Source organism: Kribbella sp. NPDC002412, assembly GCF_053592935.1.
Genome location: NZ_JBSFBL010000009.1, coordinates 107,453 through 122,928, shown reverse-complemented (window position 1 = coordinate 122,928; position 15,476 = coordinate 107,453). Strand labels below are relative to the sequence as shown.

Here is a 15,476-nt window from a genome sequence, read left to right as displayed (position 1 = left end):
GAGCTCCCGCGGCTTCCTCGACGATAACCACCGCACCCCGCCGAGACAACCCGCGTCTCGTCAGCTCGTCACGTCGTCAGGAGCGAGCGGGAGGTGTGTGACGAGCGCGACAAGCATCAGGCGCCGCTACGCGGCGTTGAAGGTGGCGAGCTTCGACGGGTTCAGCGCCCAGAGGACCTGTTCGATGCCGTCCGTCGAGGCGGTGATGGTCAGCACGGCGAAGGTGGTCCCGTCGCGGCGCAGGATCGCGGCCGCCTGGCCGTTGACGGTGCCGAACTCGACGTCGGCGCCTTGCCAGAACGTCGACGCGTAGGCCTGGTGGACCTTCGCGACTCGTTCCGCGCCAACCAGCGGGTAGCGGGTGGCTCGCGCGGCGCCGCCGCTGTCGGAGTAGCTGATGACGTCAGCGGCGAGCAGGCGTTCGAGTGCTTCGAGGTCGCCGGACTGCGCGGCGGTGACGAAGGCAGTCAGCAGCTCGCGCTGTTCCGACCCGGTCACCGGGTTGTGGCGCTCCGCGAGGATGCGTTTGCGCGCCCGGCTGACGAGTTGCCGCGAGGCCGTCTCGGTGGACCCGATGATCTCGGCGATCTGGCTGTACGGGTAGTCGAACGCCTCCCGCAGGATGTACGCCGCGCGCTCGGTCGGCGTGAGCCGCTCCAGGATCAGCAGTACGGCGAACTCCAGCGCCTCGCTCCGTTCGGCGCCGAGATACGGATCCGCGCTGGTGTCGACCGGCTCCGGCAACCACGGGCCGATGTACGTCTCCCGCCGTACCCGGGCCGACTGGGTCGCGTTGATCGCCAGCCGGGTGATCGCGGTCGCCAGGTACGCCGCCGGGTTCGTCACCTTGCTGCGGTCGGTGGTCTGCCAGCGCAACCACACGTCCTGGACGAGGTCCTCGGCCTCGGCGGCGCTGCCGAGCATCCGGTAGGCGATGCCGAACAGCCGTCCGCGGACCTCGGCGAACACCGCCGCGGCCTGCTCCAAGTCCGCCGACGTCATTCGTGGAACTTGATCTCGCGATGGGTGCCGTCGCACAACGGCTTGTTGGACGAGTGGCCGCACCGGCACAACGTCACCCGGTTGCGGGTCTCCTGCAGCTGCCCGTCGGCCCGGTGAACCGGCAGGCCGCCGGTGACCCACAACGCGCTGGCCTGTCCGTCCTCCTCCTCGAGGACCGAGATCGCCCGCGGCAGGTCGGGCTCGATCGACTCGCCGCCGCGCTCCAGCGCGTAGCTGTACGACCCCGACGGGCAGTGGTCGATCCGTCCCATGACATCGGAGCGTACGTCGCTGTCCCCGGTGTCGGCGAGCATCTTGGCGATCGGTCGTGTCCGCCCGATGCAGAACGCGGCGTGGATGCACAGCTCGCCGACCCGCTGCGCGGAGATGCCGACGCCGTCGTGGACGTGCTGCAACTCGCCGTACGGCGCCATCAGCTCGGCCTCGGTGCCGTCGAAGCCGACCACCGCGTGGGTCCCGTCGCAGAACGGCTTGGAGCCGGACCGGCCGCACCGGCAGAGCGCGTACGTGTCCTCGGTCTCGATGGCCGCCGACGTCTGCCAGGTGAGCGAGGCGTTGTTCTCCGACACGATCTTGAGCTTGCGCCGCAGCGGCACCCGGCCGTAGACGACGTACGGCCCATTCGGCAGTACGGCGACCCGCTGCGACTCGCCGACCGACCACTGACGGGCCGCCGGCGTGACGTAGTCGAAGGTCGGGCCGGCCACGAAGCCGTCGCCGTCGCGCATCTGCATCAGCGCCTCGGCCTGGGCCTTGAGCGCATACATGGTGCCGGTGGCAACGGACAGCATCCGCGGGCTGCCGTTGAACGTCTGCTCGAGCAGGTGCAGGACCGCGCAGTACGTGTGGTTGAACTCCTCTTGAGCGACCCGGATCGGGTGTCCTTCCGGGTGGTCGGTCAGCCTCGGGTTGGGCCGCATCGGGCGTACGCCGTCCATGTCGAAGCCGATCGGCTCGCCGGTCGGGCCGGATGCCGGGGTGTCGCCACGCTGGTACCGCCGGCCGAGCTGCAGCTCCTGGAAACGGTAGTAGTGGGCGACCTCGTCGCGGTCCGGGTGGAACATGTCAGCGTCCCCGTCCCAGACTTCGCCGCGCGCCGTACCCTCGCCCTGCTCGACGATCTCCGCCAGCGCCTCGAGCGCGGACTTCAGGCTGTCGACCACGATCAACCGGCCGCCGCTGTGCCGGAAGTGCGCGTTGCCGACCTGCCGGGCCGGGTCGCCGCAGAAGACCGCGTCCTCGCCGAGCTCGTCGCACAACTCGATCAGCCCGCGTTCGATCGCGTCGTAGAACTGGCCGATCGTCTCGTAGTCGTCACCCTCGGCCGGGCCGCCGGGCGGCGCCGGCCGCTCGATCCGGAGGAACATTTCCAGCGCTTCCGGCCCGAAGGGCCCCAGCGAGAGTTGCAATGAACGGTCGCCGTGCGGCATCCGGCGCGGATGCGGTGGCAGCATCTCGGGCTTGTCCAGCTGCGGCCGGCCGCCGACGGCGTTCAGGATGTTGGCCGCGAGCGCGAGGTGCAGCATCTCCTCGGAGAAGACACTGCCCACGACCTGGACGGCCTCCGGGTTCCGCTGCGGATCCAGCGAGTACAGCGCGCACAGGTACGGCGGAAGTGTCGCGTGCTCGAGCTCGACCGCCCACTGCAGGTGCTCCCGAAGGCTTTCCAGGGTCCACGTCATGCTTTCCTCCCGTGAATCAGTTGCATCGACAGGTGTCCGCCGTCGAAGAGATCGGCGAGCCGCCGACCCTGTCGAGCGGCAAGTGCGTAGGCGGTGTGCGAGCTGTGCCGGGCCTCGACCATCGCCGCGACCTCCGCGGCCCGCAGCGACCACGACCGCGGCACGTCGGCCGGTCGCTCGATCTGCTCCAGGACGTCGAACCCAGCGTCCGCCAGGAGGTCGTCCAGCTCGTGTTGGCCGGGGAAGTGGTTGCCGTCCGGGAGCCTTCGCAATTGCTTGCCCTGGGCAATCACTACGAGCAGGCCGAGTGACCCGCCCGGGGCGAGTACGCGGTGGATCTCACTGAGCAGAGTCGCCTTGTCCTCGACGGTGCACAGCACTCCGAGACACCACGCGACGTCGACTGACGCCGTACGCAAGGGAATCCGGCGGCCGTCCGCCAGCACGACGGGCAAGCTGAACAACGTGGACGCGGCCCGGCACGCGGCAGGCATCGGCTCGAGCAGGATCGGGCTGACGCCGAACCGTTCGGCCGCCCAGGCAGCGGGTCCGCCGACGCCGGCGCCGACGTCGAGCAGGCGCATGCCGGCGGACAACTCGCACGCCTCGGCCAGCCAGGCCAGCGCCGTCGGGCTGGCGCTGCCGCGGCATGCGGCCGGGATGGCGTACCGATCCCCGAGCTGTCGTACGGCGTCCGCCGTCCACCCGGCCACGTCGTCGAACTCGGCAACCATCGCCGCAGCGGTCATCCGAACCTCTCCAAGAGCACCCCAGTTGCTGTCCGTCGGCAGCTAAGACAGGCCAGCCCGGCGGCGTGTGACAGCCGTGACACCACGCTCCCGGTCACAAATGCGCAAGCTGCGATGTCTGAGCTGGCGACACCCGATCCCGAAGGAGTTCTCCATGAACGACCAACGTCCTGCCGTCGTGCTCGTGCACGGCGCGTTCGCCGACGCCAGCAGCTGGAACGGCGTGGTCGAACGACTACTCGAGCGCGGTCTCGAGGTCGTCGCCGTCGCCAACCCGCTGCGCAGCCTGACCACCGACGCGGCCTATGTCCGCGACGTCATCGCCGGCATCGGCCGGCCGGTGCTGCTCGTCGGCCACTCGTACGGCGGCATGGTCATCACCGAGGCGGCGGCGCAGAACGACAACGTCGTCGGCCTGGTCTACGTCGACGCGTTCGCCCCCGACCACGGCGAGAACGCGTTCCAGCTCTCGGTGAAGTTCCCCGGCAGCACGCTCGGCGACGCGCTCACCGCGTACCCGGTCGCCGGTGGCAACGAGTTCGCCATCCGGCAGGACGTGTTCCAGCAGCAGTTCTGCGCGGACGTCCCGGACGCGCAGGCCGCCGTGATGGCCGCGACCCAGCGCCCGGTCACCGAGGCCGCCCTGACCGAGGGCCTCCCGGCCGAGACTCCGGCGTGGAAGTCGCTCCCGTCCTGGTTCGTCTTCAGCGACGCCGACCTCAACATCCCCGTCGAGCTGCACCGCTACCTGGCCGAACGCGCCGGCGCCAAGGGCCACAAGGAGATCCCCGGCGCCTCCCACGCCCTCAGCGTCTCCCAACCCGCCGCCGTCACCGAGACCATCCTCGAAGCCCTCGGCGCCTGATCCCACCAAACCCCTGCCGGCAGCACCCCGGGCAGGCGCCCCGGCAGGGGTTTGGTGTCCCCAACGCCTCGCCGGCTCGTGGACTTCGTCGCTACTCTGTGTCACTATCGCGGGAACGTTGGGGTGGGTTGAGTCAGGGCGGGGGGCCGGGATGACTGCTCAGGTGAAGTTGTCGGCTGAAGGTGACGGCTCGACCGCGGTGGAAGATGGCGAGTCGGATCATCCGGTCTTGAAGGTCGCGCCGGACACCGAAGTGACGCTGACCGCCGTTGTCGAACCCGCCGAGGCCGGCCAGTCTCCGAGCTTCGCGTGGAGTCACAAGGGCACCGCTCTGCCCGCCGAGACGAGGAATCCTCATACCTTCAAGGCGGGTGCGGACACCTGGGGCAAATACGAAGTGGCTGCCACCCTCAATGGCACCAAGCTAGGACCAGTCGCGGTCAGCGTGGCCGAGCGTCCGGAAGAGAAACCCGCAGAGCCTGTCGATGACAAGGTGACCGAGACCGAGGCCGGCGAGTACGACGCTCGGTTCGCTTGGATCAGCGGTGTTTCGGCTGCCGGGGCTGCGCTGCTGACGCTGATCCTGCTGGCTGTCGTGCTCTTCGGTATCGACCTGCCTGCGCCAGTGTCGACCGTCGCGGAGAACCAACAGGTCACCGGCACGTGGTCGGAGCGCTTCGCCGGCATCCTCGCCCTTGTCCTGGCGGTGATCGGCGCGATCCTCGTCTTCGGCGGTCTCTGGCTCGCTGCCATGGAGGCCCGTGGACGACTGCGTGCCCAGGTCGCCGTCAAAGTACGTGGCCCACTCGACGGCGTGCCCGAGGTCCTCGACAAGGCCCGCATGCTGCGAGGCACGATCGCGGTGCTCTGCGCGGGCGTCGCCATCCTTGTCGTCGCGGCGATCATCGGCATCCGTCTCGCCGGAGTTGCGTCGGGCACGGATCCACAGGTCAGTCCGTCGACTCCGGTGGCGCCGTCGGTCTCGCCCACGGGCTGAGCGTGATGGCGAAGGCGGTCGTGGTCCTCGTCGGCGTACCGGCTCCACGTCCCTTCAAGTACGACGGTGCGGTGTACCGATTCGCGTCACTGCCGGGCGTGCTGAACGACGTACGTCAGCACCAGAAACTCCTGCGCAGCGCCGTACCGGGTGATCCGGTTGTCCGCGAGTGGGTGACGCCGTACGACACCAAGGTCGAGGTCATCGGCAAACGCCTCCGTGATGTCGTCACCACGTTGCACCCCGACGACCTGATGATTCTCGTGCTCTGCGGCCATGGCTTCCAGGTCCACGACAACGACATGTTTCCCGAGCAGGATTTCAAGGACGAGGTGTTCGCCTGCTCGGACGGCCCGCTGCGCGACGACTTCTTCCAGGACCTGTGGGCGAAATGTCCGACCGGTACGCGGGTCGTCTCGATCGTGGACACCTGCGGATCGGATACCCTCGTCCTCGGCCTGGCCCGCCCCGAGCCCTCGTACTACGAGGTCCTCACAGCCGCCGGCCCGTCCCGGTTGTCGATCTCCGCCTGCCTCAGCGCGGAGACCGCCCAGGAAATCGGCCCCGCCGACCAACGCCAAGGCCTGCTCAGCTGGGCCCTCGAACAAACCTGGACCCCAGCCCCCGACCTCACCTACCGCACCTGGTTCACCGCCGCCGCCAAACGCGTAACCCACCACAACAGCCGCCAGCACCCAACCCTCAGATACCTAGGCCCCAAACCCGGCCTCCCCCTGGTCGACTCCCGACCCTTCCAACAATGAGTCCTCTGGGGATAACCAGTCCGGGGTTTCAGAAGGCGGGTGGGGTGCCGTGGAGGGCTCGGTGGGTGGCGGCTTCGTCGGCGGTGAAGTTGGGGACTCGGGTTTCGGTGTCGTAGTAGCGGTGGAAGACGGGGGTTTGGGAGCCGGACATGGGCGGGACGATCCAGCTCCAGTCGGCGGGGCAGCCGCGACCTGCGCGTTCCTCGCGTTCCAGGTGGATGAGGAAGCGCCGGGTCTCGGTGTGGTGGTCGGTGATGGTCACGCCGTTCGCGCGGAACGAGTGCAGGACCGCGCGGTTGATCTCGACCAGGGCGCGGTCCCGCCAGAGGGTCGCCTCGTCCGAGGTGTCCAGCCCCATCCGTTCCGCGACCTCCGGGACCATGGCGTAGCGGTCACTGTCACCCAGGTTGCGGGCTCCGATCTCGGTGCCCATGTACCAGCCGTTGAAGGGCGCGGCCGGGTAGGAGACACCGCCGATGTCCAGCCGGTTGTTGCTGATGACCGGGACCGCATGCCACCGCATGCCCAGGTCGGCGAACCACGCCAGCTCGGGGTGCTCGAGCGGGACCTCGTGGACCGCCTGCCCGGGGAGCTGGAACATCTGCGGTCCCTCCTCGACGGTCTCGACGATGAGCGGGAGTACGTCGAAGGCCCCGGGACGTTCGGGCGGTCGCCATCCGCGCTGGATCAGTTCGCTGGTGAAAGCCCGGTAGCGAGGGTCCCCGAGGACACGCCCGTACGGCTGCTCGTACCCGGCGTACCTGATGAGTTGCTCGTTCCAGATCCTGGGCGCAGGCCGGTACGGCGTCTCGGGGGCGAACACGCTGATCATCGCCCGGATCTTCCCGCCGTTGTGGGCCGCGCGCAGGTGCTCGAAGCAGTGCCCCGCGACGCCGCCGGCGTCGGAGACGGTTCTTAGGTCGCGCACCCGCAGGCTGCGCCAGTACAGCCTGCCGATGCAGCGCGCGTTGTTGCGCCAGGCGACGCGGGCGCCGAACGTCAGCTCCTCGGTGGTGTGCCAGTAGGTCCCGGTCAGGTCGATCTCACGCATTACCGCAGCGAGCCGCGGCCCCAGCGGTCCGGCCTTGGGGTTCTCGGCGTGAAAGAGCTCGAGGAAGTCCTTGGCCGCGGCCCGAACCGCCTCGACGTCGGCGCTCTCGGGGCTTGGATCAGGCTGGCTCACCGCGCGCAGGGATGTCGACCGGATCCTCCCGGGGCCAGGTGACGCCCGGTGGCCGGTACGGCGAGGCCTGCCCCACGGTCGATCGGCGACCACTAGTCCGCCGGGCCCGGAGACTCCGGAGCGCTCCCGTAGCGGGGGCGGAGCTGCCGGTCGTCCAAGTCGTCGAACAACGGGTCGTGCTGGTGGGAGGTCGGCTCGCCGGACAGCTGCGTGCTGCCGAGCCGGTCGACCTCGCTGGCGAACGAGTCCATCAACGACTGCATCTGAGCATGGGTCGACTGCGCGTACGAGCGAACCTGCTGCCCAGCCGTGTCCATGGCCTCCGCGACGATCCTGCGCTCGTGCGCGCGCGCCTGGCCGATGCGCTCGCGGGCGTCCCGGCTGACGTCCTTGACCATCTCCTCGGCCACGAGCTGCGCCTGACTGAACAGTTGGACGACCTGCTCGTTCACGCGCTCACCGACCTGCTCGTACTCGTCCAGCTCCGCCTGCACGCGTTGCAGCTCCGCGCGGGTGCGCTGCAGTTCCATCCGGAGACGTTCGTTCTCGGCCCGGCTCTCGCTGCGGTCTCGCTCCGCAGCCTGGAGCTGGTCAGCCAGCCGATCGAGGAATTCGTAGACCTTGCCCGCGTCGAGCCCCATCATCCGGCGGGGGAATGTCTCGTCCCGGATCGACTCGGGTGCCTGGTAGCGCGGTGAGCCCTGGCGGTGGCTGCTGTGCGTCACTAGTCGTCTCCTGACCTGGTAGCGCCGGCATGTCGAGGTGCTTGTCGGCGGCTGCGTAGTAGAAGTGCTCGTACTTGATCTGGTCTGGTCGCATGCCGGCGCCGGCCAGCTGCTCCAGCGTGTGCGCGACCATCTGCGGGCCGCCGCACACCATCGCCGTACGCCCGTAGAGCGCCTGCCGGGCCGCGACCGTGCCGACCTTCCCGCGCGTCCCCGGGTACGACGGATCGCCCGAAACGACCTCGGTGTAGTCGAACCAGGGCCGCTGCTGGGCGAGTTCACGCAGCCGCGGGCGGTCGTAGAGGTGCCAGGCCATCCGGACGCCGTGAAGCAAGTGGACCAGGGGACCGGTGCCCGACCGCTGCCACTCGAGCTCGATCTGCTCGAGGACCGCGAGGAGCGGGGCGAGACCGGTCCCGCCGGCGACCATCAGCAGGTCCCTCGTGTCGCCTTCCCACCGGGTCAGCCGGTCGCCGACCGGCGCCCCCAGCTTCACGGTGTCGCCGACCTTGAGCGACCGCACCACGGCCGGGCTCACCTGGCCGCCGTCGATCTGCTGCACGTGCAGGTCGATCGAGCCGTCCGGGCGCGGGGCGTTGGCCGGGCTGAAGTACCGCCACAGCCGGGGGCGTTGCGGGATCTCCATGGACACCGACTGACCGGGGAGGAACTGGTACGCGCGCCGGGGCCGGACCGTCAGCAGGGTGAGGTCCATGGTGCGTCGCTCGGCTGAGACCACGTCGGCGTCCCACCAGTCGGGCGTGGACTCGGAGGACGTCTCCGCCGCCTCGACCATGATCCGCGCGACCACCTGGTACGCCGCCGTCCAGTCCGCGGCGAGGTCCTCGTCCCACTCGGGTCCGAGGAAGTGCTTCAGGGTTGCGCACAGCGAGGCGCCGACCGCGTTGTAGTGCTCCGCCACGACGGCGTACTTGCGGTGGTCGCGGCCGAGGTGCTGCAGGAAGGCCGCGTCGTTCTCGAGCTGGTCGGCGTGGCTGACGATCCGTCCGAGGGCGCTGAAGAACTTGTCCCGCTGGCCGGACATGGAGAGCGGGAACATCGAGCGCACGTCGGGGTGGGACACGAAGAGATGCGAGTAGAAGTACAGCGCCACCTGTTCGCCGTGCTCCGACACCCGATCCCAGCTGCGCTGCAGGGCGTATGCATCCATCTGGCTATCCGTCCCGGAGCGGCAGCTCCTCGAACGAAACGACCAGCCCATCAGGGGGCATGAGGTACTGACGGTTGTCGGCGGCGCACGCCGACGGGTCCTGCGTTGACAAGGGTTTCCCCTCCCAGATCCGACCCCGAGTCTTATCCAGTCCTCCGTCTGCCTCCCGACCTACCCGCCCCCCAACCCCCTGAAACCGCCAAATCGGACCAATTCGTCTCGAATCTCCTCAACGCCTTCGAAATGTTGCCAAAAGCAACAACCTACCGACCGGTCCGGCCTTGCCGCCGCGCCGAAGACCTGGTATTTGGAACTCAACCGCGAGCTCAACTCCAGCGCACGTGATGATCACGAACTGCCGACGCGGGGTCGGGGTGCTTGTGGGATGGGAGCCTCAGAGAACGGCGGGGGATGTCGTTCCGCGGGACGATCGGGCTTGGCCGCGGAGCTCGGTGCCTGTGCCGGTGGTGCTGATCATAGTGGCGGTGGCCGCCGGCGTGGGGTTGGGGTCGGTGCCGCCGGGGCGCAGTGTGATGGGCATGGCGGTTGTCGGCGGTGGGTTCGTCGTCGCGTTCGGCTTCGGGGTTGTCGTCGCTGTGAAGGAATGCGGCAGTGGATCGCCGGGCATTCGGTTCCTGGGCGGATCCAGCTGCTCGAGTGGGGCGCGGTGGCGGTCGGCTTCGTGATCCTGGGTCTGGTGGACACCGGCCTGGGGTGGGTGCTGACTGCCAACCTCTGGGGAATCCGCATCGCCCGCGCGAACCGCGGAGCCGTCGACCAGGCGTTGTCCGCCCTTGAGACGTCGGCGGTTCGAACCAAGCCCACGCCCAGTGCGACGCGGGTCAAACCGTTGACCCCCATCCTCCGCAACAACCTGCTTCTCGAACGACGGCGCGCGATCGCCTGGCTGATCGCGTCCGTGATCGCCGTGGCGAGCGCCGGTAGAGCTGCCGCCCGCGACCACGATCACTGGCTTCGCGCGTTGGTTGGGGTCCTGCGCCGACTCATGGCGACCTGGCTGGCGTTCCACAATTTCACCAACGCCGCGAACCCGCCCCGCCGCGCGTACGTCGTACTGCTGAACGACCCCGCACCGAGAACGCTCCGTCCGCTGCTGGCAATCTGGCCGTCGCACTACCGCCCCGACGCGCCCTCTCATCGGCAGGTGCGTGCGTTGGGCCGGCGTTCCACCCCGTCGCCCGGGCTTCTAGCCGTCGCGGCATGGGGCGCACAGGTGTTGGCGGATCACACACCGGAGAGTCCTGAGAACACCAGTCACGAAAGCGTGAAGTCCGCGTTCACACGACTGCGGCCTGGTCGAACACATGCTCTGGGTCTCTGCTGTAAGGCCTGTTGGTCGGTTCAGCCTCAGGAGGCGTGTTTGTCGGGGGCCGGCGGATCCTCGGCGGGGGAGGGTGGGATGTGCTCGATCTTGAATCCGGTGAACCCGTAGAGCACCGATAGCAGGGGGCTGGCCCAGCAGAAGATGGCGTAGGGCGCGTAGAGCAGGGTCGATACGCCGAGGACGGCGCTCATGAAGGCGCCGCAGGAGTTCCAGGGAACCAGCGGCGAGGTGACCGTCCCGCTGTCGGCGGCGAGCCGCGACAGGTTTGTCGGGGCCAGCCCGCGTTTGGCGAACTCGGCCCGGAAGATGCGCGACGGCAGCACCAGCGCGATGTACTGGTCGCCGGCCACGATGTTGAGCCCGAAGCCGCAGGCGAACACGGTCAGGAACAGCCGCCCGGTGCCCTTGGCGGCGCTGATCATCGGGTTGACCAGGCGGTTGATCAGCCCGAATTCCTCGAGCACCGCGCCAAATGTGACGGCTCCGAAGATCAGCCAGAGCGTGAGCAGCATGCTGTCCATGCCGCCGCGGGACAGCAGCCGGTCGATGTCCCCGATGCCGGTGTCGATGCTGAAGCCGTTGGCCATCGCCAACCAGACGGCCTTGATCGGGCCGAGCACCGCGCGGTAGGCGCTTTCGGGGTCCATGTGTTTTACGAAGTCCCGGTACACGTCCGGCTGTAGGAACGCGCCCAGCACCCCGGCGAACAGCGTGGAGAAGGTCAGCGCGAGCGAGGCCGGCACCTTGCGGATCGACAGGGCCGCGAGCAGCGCCAACGGCAGGAGGTTCCAGATGGTGATGTTGTAGACCTGGTTGAGGGACGCCAGTTCGACGGCCTCGGACAGCGGCGCGTGCACGTCGGGACCGCGCACGAAGCCGATCACGAAGAACGCGGCCAGGGCGATCACGAAGGCCGGGACCGACGTCCAGATCTGGCGCTTGATGTGCTGGTAGACGTCGACCTTGACCATCTGCGCGGTGAGGATCGTGGTCTCTGACAACGGAGACGCCTTGTCGCCCAGGTAGGCACCGGAGATGACCGCCCCGGCCGTGATCGCCGGGGACACCCCGAGCATGGCCGCGATCCCGACGAGTCCGACCCCGATGGTTCCGGCCGTCGTCCACGAGCTGCCGATACTCAATGCGATGACGCCGCAGATGATCGCCGAGGCCGCGTAGTACCAGCTGGGCGACAGGATCTGGATGCCGTAGTACACCAGCGTCGGGATGGTGCCGGACAGGTTCCACACGCCGATCAGGGCGCCGACGGCCAGCAAGATGAACGTCGCACTCGTCACCGAGGCCATGGCTCCCTGCGCAGCCGTCTGGACGCGCGACCACGGGTTGCCGTTCTTGACCGCGATCAGGGCCGCCACCATCGCGGACAGCACCAACCCGACCTGGATCGGACCGTCCAGCGCGTCCAGGCCGAACAGAGCCAGGGCCGAGGCGATGAAGACGGCCAGAACGACCAGCGGGATGATCGCGTCCGCCAGCGACGGCGGCCGGGCCGCGCGGCTCGGCTCGGTGCCGATCTGGTCACTCATCGCGGGTGCCGTCCATCAGATGGTGATTCGTCCGGTCCACAGTCCGACAACGCCGACGACGGCGGCGATGACGATGAGCGCGAACAGAGCCATCTCTGTGGGTGTGAAGATGCGCCGGCCGTGTTCGGCGCGGGCCTTGATGTACAGCAGCGTCGCCGGGGCAAGGATGATCGTGCAGAGGAGCAGGAACTTCAGCCCGGCGGCGTCGAACAGGAACAGCGTGTATGCGGTCGCGATTCCCGCGAAGACGGTCTGCTTGCGGCGGGTGCCGGCGCTGACGTCTTCGTAGGTCTCACCGGTGAGCCCGAGCTTGAGGGCATAGGCGGCCGCGAGGAAGTACGGGATCAGGGCCAGGCTGGTGCACAGGTCGAGCATGAAGTTCAACGCGTCGGTGAGGACCAGGGTCAGGGCCAGCAGGCTTTGGACCGCGAGCGAGCTGACCACCAAGGCGGTGATCGGGGTGCCGTTGTCGCTCTCCCGGCCGAGGAAGACCGGGAAGTCCTCATTGCGGGCGGGCATGTACATCACCTCGGCCGCCATCAAGGTCCAGGCGAGGTAGGCGCCAAGCACCGAGACGATCACGCCGACGCTGATGAAGACCTCGCCCCAGTCGCCGACCACTGACTCGAACACGCCGATCATCGACGGCTGGCGAGTCTGGGCGAGTTCGGGCTGCGGCAGCACCGAGTAGCTGGACAGGGTCACCAGGGAGAAGATCGACAGCACGCCCAGAAAGCCGAGCACGGTGGCCTTGCCGACGTCCTCGCGCTTCTTGGCGTAGCGGGAGTACACACTGGCGCCCTCGATGCCGAGGAACACGAAGGTGGTGACCAGCATCGTGTTCCTGATCTGCTCGTTGAGGTTCCCCAGGTCGCCGTAGCCGTAGGCGGTCCAGTTGTCGGCGAACACGCCGGCGTCGAGGTTGACGAACAGCACGACGATGAAGACCAAGATCGGGATGACCTTCAAGACCGTCACGATCCGGTTGATGACCGCGGCGTCACGGACCCCGCGGGCGATCAGGTAGTGGAAGAACCACACGCCGACCGAGCCGAGAGCGGCGGCGAGCACGGTGTCACCGTCGCCGAAGGCGTCGGCGAAGGTGCCGAGGGTGGCTGTGATGAAGACCCAGTAGAAGGTGTTGCCGGCCACCGCGCTGGCCCAGAAACCGATCGCGGAGTTGAAGCCGGCGTAGTCTCCGAAGCCGGCCTTGGCGTAGATGAACACACCGGAGTCGAGGTCGGGTCTGCGGATCGCCAGGTTTTGGAATACGAAGGCCAGCATGAGCATGCCCGCACCGGCGACGGCCCAGGCGATCAGCGATCCGAGAATCCCGGTCGCAACGCCGAACCGCGCGGGGAGCGAGAAGACGCCTGCCCCCACCATCGAGCCGACGACCATGCCGGTCAACGTCGGCAGTGACATCCTGGCGGTGGCGCCGACCTTGGTGGCTGCATCCTCCTCTGCAATGCCCATCGGACTGCCTCTCGTGAGAAACGGTTACCCCTTTGTCAGAACGAGATCGGCTCGCGGATGACAGGGCAGGTCATGCAGTGCCCGCCGCCACGACCGCGGCCCAGTTCGGCGCCAACGATCGTGATGACCTCGACGCCGGCCTTGCGCAGCAAGGAGTTCGTCAGGGTGTTCCGGTCGTAGGTGAACACCACACCCGGCTCGACCGCGACTACGTTGTTGCCGCTGTCCCACTGCTGCCGCTCGGACTGGTAGGCGTCGCCGCCGGTCCCGATCGTCTGCAGGCCGGGCAAACCGAGGGCGGCCGCGACCACGTCGACGAAGGGTCGGCTCTCGTCCGTGACGTGCACGCTGCCGCCGGGGCGCAACGTGAACGGGTGCACCGCGTCCATGATCGTCGGGTAGACCGTGACGATGTCGCGGTCGGCGAAGGTGAACACGGTGTCCAGGTGCATCGCGGCCCGCAGCTTGGGCATGCCGGCGACAACGCAACAGTCGGCGGTGCCGTTCGCGAGCAGGGCGGCCGCCGCCTGCGTGATGGCTTGGCGCGACGCCCGCTCGCTCATGCCCATCAGGACGACGCCGTTGCCCACCGGCATGATGTCGCCACCCTCGAAGGTGGCCCGGCCCCAGTCCTTCTCCGGGTCGTCCCACCAGACAGTGGAGCCGACGAAGTCCGGGTGGAACTGGTAGATCGCCTTGTAGATCAGCGTCTCGTCGTGCCGGGCCGGCCGGTACAGCGTGTTCATCGTGAGGCCGCCGTACAGCCAGCAGGTGGTATCCCGGGTGTACAGCCTGTTCGGCAGCGGCGGCATCAGGTACTCGCGCGCCCCGGTCGACTCCCGCGCCAAGGCGAGATAATCCGACCGGAAGTCCTCCGGCAGGTCGGACGTCGAGAGGCCGCCGATGAGGTACTCGGCCAGCTCGCCGCCGGACAACGACTCCAGGTATGCCCGAGCCCAGCCCCACCTGGTTCGGCTCGATCTTGCGGTCCAGCAGCCATGCCTTCGCGTCCGCGATGGCAATGGTCTGGGCGAGCAGTTCGTACAGCTCGACGACCTCGACTCCACGGTTGCGCATCTTGTTGACGAAGTCGGCATGGTCGCGCTGGGCGTTCTCTACCCACAGCACATCGTCGAACAGCAGATCCTCACGGTTGGCCGGGGTCAGCCGACGGTGCGCCAGCCCCGGCCGGCACACCAGAACCTTCCGCAACCGCCCGACCTCGGAGTCCACGCAGTACGAGGCCGACTTCGAGGCGTTCTCAACCGTCATGATCGTCGCAGTCCCTAGCAAATCGACAAGCCGGATCGCCAAGAGCTTCCCAGCAGCCTCGGCCGGACACATCACCCGGAATGGAGGATGTCGGTGTCTGGTCCCCGGTCCGGGCCCCTCCTTGACGGTCTTCTTGCCGTTGCGAACGACGTAGATGTCATCCAGCAACAGCACGCCTTCTCGCTGCTCCGGGTCCGCCGTCTGCTCGTGGAAGTCGATGTCTTCGAAGCGGCGCGCCAGGATCTCGCCTCGGCGCGTACCCAGTGATCATCGTCAGCCAGACGAACGTTCCCTAGGCGAAGTCCTCCGCGAACGCGGCGTCGACCAATCTGGCAGCTTCCGATGTACAAGGAGGAAGCTCGGCTTGTCCTGCTTCGTTTCTTGGCAGCGTCCGCGGGTTCGTGTCGATCCAATCCCAACGAACAGCCAGGTCCAGCGCGCCGCTGACGCTGGCGTGGATCCGCCATCCTTCGGCGGCCGGCCCGGCTGCGGGGTGCTTGCCGGTCCTGCGCGTAGAAGGTCTCCAGCACCTTCGCCGATCCTGCTTGCCGGCACCGTGCCGAAGTCTACTCATCGACAGGCGGCCCGGGACGGGCCGGCTTGGAACCGGCTCCCAACAGGTCAGACGCGGCAGGCCCCGTGGTGTTGTGGTTCAGGACATAGGCGACAGATGTCTC

12 protein-coding genes and 1 pseudogene are annotated in these 15,476 nt (G+C 68.2%); 4 read left to right on the top strand and 9 right to left on the bottom strand.

What is annotated here, in order from left to right; translation table 11 throughout:
- Positions 1-126 precede the first annotated feature (126 nt).
- The 3 genes from ACWCOV_RS10175 to ACWCOV_RS10165 are packed head-to-tail and all read right to left on the bottom strand — an operon-like array spanning position 127 to position 3,454.
- Positions 127-1,002 carry an RNA polymerase sigma-70 factor gene (locus ACWCOV_RS10175; protein WP_449828906.1) on the bottom strand — a complete coding sequence of 292 codons (876 nt, stop codon included), beginning with the start codon at positions 1,000-1,002 and terminating at the stop codon, positions 127-129.
- Positions 999-2,705, bottom strand: a complete 1,707-nt coding sequence (locus ACWCOV_RS10170; protein WP_449828905.1) for a ferritin-like domain-containing protein — start codon at positions 2,703-2,705, stop codon at positions 999-1,001. Before ACWCOV_RS10170 ends, ACWCOV_RS10175 begins: the two co-directional genes overlap by 4 nt.
- Complete coding sequence (locus tag ACWCOV_RS10165; RefSeq protein ID WP_449828904.1) at positions 2,702-3,454, bottom strand: class I SAM-dependent methyltransferase; 753 nt, start codon at positions 3,452-3,454, stop codon at positions 2,702-2,704. The genes ACWCOV_RS10170 and ACWCOV_RS10165 overlap by 4 nt, the downstream gene beginning before the upstream one ends.
- Positions 3,455-3,608: 154 nt before the next feature.
- Between ACWCOV_RS10165 and ACWCOV_RS10160 the strand changes: the two genes are divergently transcribed.
- From ACWCOV_RS10160 to ACWCOV_RS10150, 3 genes are all read left to right on the top strand, one after another.
- Positions 3,609-4,319 carry an alpha/beta fold hydrolase gene (locus tag ACWCOV_RS10160; RefSeq protein WP_449828903.1) on the top strand — a complete coding sequence of 237 codons (711 nt, stop codon included), beginning with the start codon at positions 3,609-3,611 and terminating at the stop codon, positions 4,317-4,319.
- Between the two features lie 151 nt (positions 4,320-4,470).
- On the top strand, positions 4,471-5,316 hold the full coding sequence (locus ACWCOV_RS10155; RefSeq protein ID WP_449828902.1) for a hypothetical protein: 846 nt from the start codon (positions 4,471-4,473) through the stop codon (positions 5,314-5,316).
- A 5-nt stretch (positions 5,317-5,321) separates the two neighbouring features.
- Entirely contained in the window at positions 5,322-6,080 is a 759-nt protein-coding gene (locus ACWCOV_RS10150) for a caspase family protein (RefSeq protein ID WP_449828901.1), read from the top strand.
- Positions 6,081-6,108: 28 nt separating this feature from the next.
- Here ACWCOV_RS10150 and ACWCOV_RS10145 read toward each other — a convergent pair whose 3' ends face one another.
- The 3 genes from ACWCOV_RS10145 to ACWCOV_RS10135 form a co-directional block, all read right to left on the bottom strand.
- Complete coding sequence (locus ACWCOV_RS10145; protein ID WP_449828900.1) at positions 6,109-7,263, bottom strand: nitric oxide synthase oxygenase; 1,155 nt, start codon at positions 7,261-7,263, stop codon at positions 6,109-6,111.
- A 92-nt stretch (positions 7,264-7,355) separates the two neighbouring features.
- On the bottom strand, positions 7,356-7,904 hold the full coding sequence (locus ACWCOV_RS10140; RefSeq protein WP_449828899.1) for a DivIVA domain-containing protein: 549 nt from the start codon (positions 7,902-7,904) through the stop codon (positions 7,356-7,358).
- Positions 7,855-9,159: a globin domain-containing protein gene (locus ACWCOV_RS10135; protein WP_449828898.1), complete on the bottom strand. Its 1,305-nt coding sequence runs from the start codon at positions 9,157-9,159 to the stop codon at positions 7,855-7,857. The genes ACWCOV_RS10140 and ACWCOV_RS10135 overlap by 50 nt, the downstream gene beginning before the upstream one ends.
- A 604-nt stretch (positions 9,160-9,763) precedes the next feature.
- Here ACWCOV_RS10135 and ACWCOV_RS10130 point away from each other — a divergent pair.
- Positions 9,764-10,612, top strand: coding sequence for a hypothetical protein (locus tag ACWCOV_RS10130; RefSeq protein ID WP_449828897.1), 849 nt, complete (start codon positions 9,764-9,766; stop codon positions 10,610-10,612).
- Here the strand turns inward: ACWCOV_RS10130 and nhaC are convergent.
- The 3 genes and pseudogenes from nhaC to ACWCOV_RS10115 form a co-directional block, all read right to left on the bottom strand.
- Positions 10,528-12,051, bottom strand: a complete 1,524-nt coding sequence (nhaC, locus tag ACWCOV_RS10125; protein ID WP_449828896.1) for a Na+/H+ antiporter NhaC — start codon at positions 12,049-12,051, stop codon at positions 10,528-10,530. The genes ACWCOV_RS10130 and nhaC overlap by 85 nt on opposite strands.
- 15 nt (positions 12,052-12,066) lie before the next feature.
- Positions 12,067-13,527, bottom strand: a complete 1,461-nt coding sequence (locus ACWCOV_RS10120; protein ID WP_449828895.1) for a basic amino acid/polyamine antiporter — start codon at positions 13,525-13,527, stop codon at positions 12,067-12,069.
- Positions 13,528-13,562: 35 nt separating this feature from the next.
- Positions 13,563-14,670, bottom strand: a pseudogene (locus tag ACWCOV_RS10115) (arginine deiminase).
- Positions 14,671-15,476: the final 806 nt, after the last annotated feature.

Coding starts and splice junctions, on each gene's coding strand:
- ACWCOV_RS10175 (WP_449828906.1), bottom strand. CDS start 1,002: ATGACGTCGGCGGACTTGGAGCAGGCCGCGGCGGTGTTCGCCGAGGTC.
- ACWCOV_RS10170 (WP_449828905.1), bottom strand. CDS start 2,705: ATGACGTGGACCCTGGAAAGCCTTCGGGAGCACCTGCAGTGGGCGGTC.
- ACWCOV_RS10165 (WP_449828904.1), bottom strand. CDS start 3,454: ATGACCGCTGCGGCGATGGTTGCCGAGTTCGACGACGTGGCCGGGTGG.
- ACWCOV_RS10160 (WP_449828903.1), top strand. CDS start 3,609: ATGAACGACCAACGTCCTGCCGTCGTGCTCGTGCACGGCGCGTTCGCC.
- ACWCOV_RS10155 (WP_449828902.1), top strand. CDS start 4,471: ATGACTGCTCAGGTGAAGTTGTCGGCTGAAGGTGACGGCTCGACCGCG.
- ACWCOV_RS10150 (WP_449828901.1), top strand. CDS start 5,322: ATGGCGAAGGCGGTCGTGGTCCTCGTCGGCGTACCGGCTCCACGTCCC.
- ACWCOV_RS10140 (WP_449828899.1), bottom strand. CDS start 7,904: ATGGGGCTCGACGCGGGCAAGGTCTACGAATTCCTCGATCGGCTGGCT.
- ACWCOV_RS10135 (WP_449828898.1), bottom strand. CDS start 9,159: ATGGATGCATACGCCCTGCAGCGCAGCTGGGATCGGGTGTCGGAGCAC.
- ACWCOV_RS10130 (WP_449828897.1), top strand. CDS start 9,764: ATGCGGCAGTGGATCGCCGGGCATTCGGTTCCTGGGCGGATCCAGCTG.
- nhaC (WP_449828896.1), bottom strand. CDS start 12,051: ATGAGTGACCAGATCGGCACCGAGCCGAGCCGCGCGGCCCGGCCGCCG.
- ACWCOV_RS10120 (WP_449828895.1), bottom strand. CDS start 13,527: ATGGGCATTGCAGAGGAGGATGCAGCCACCAAGGTCGGCGCCACCGCC.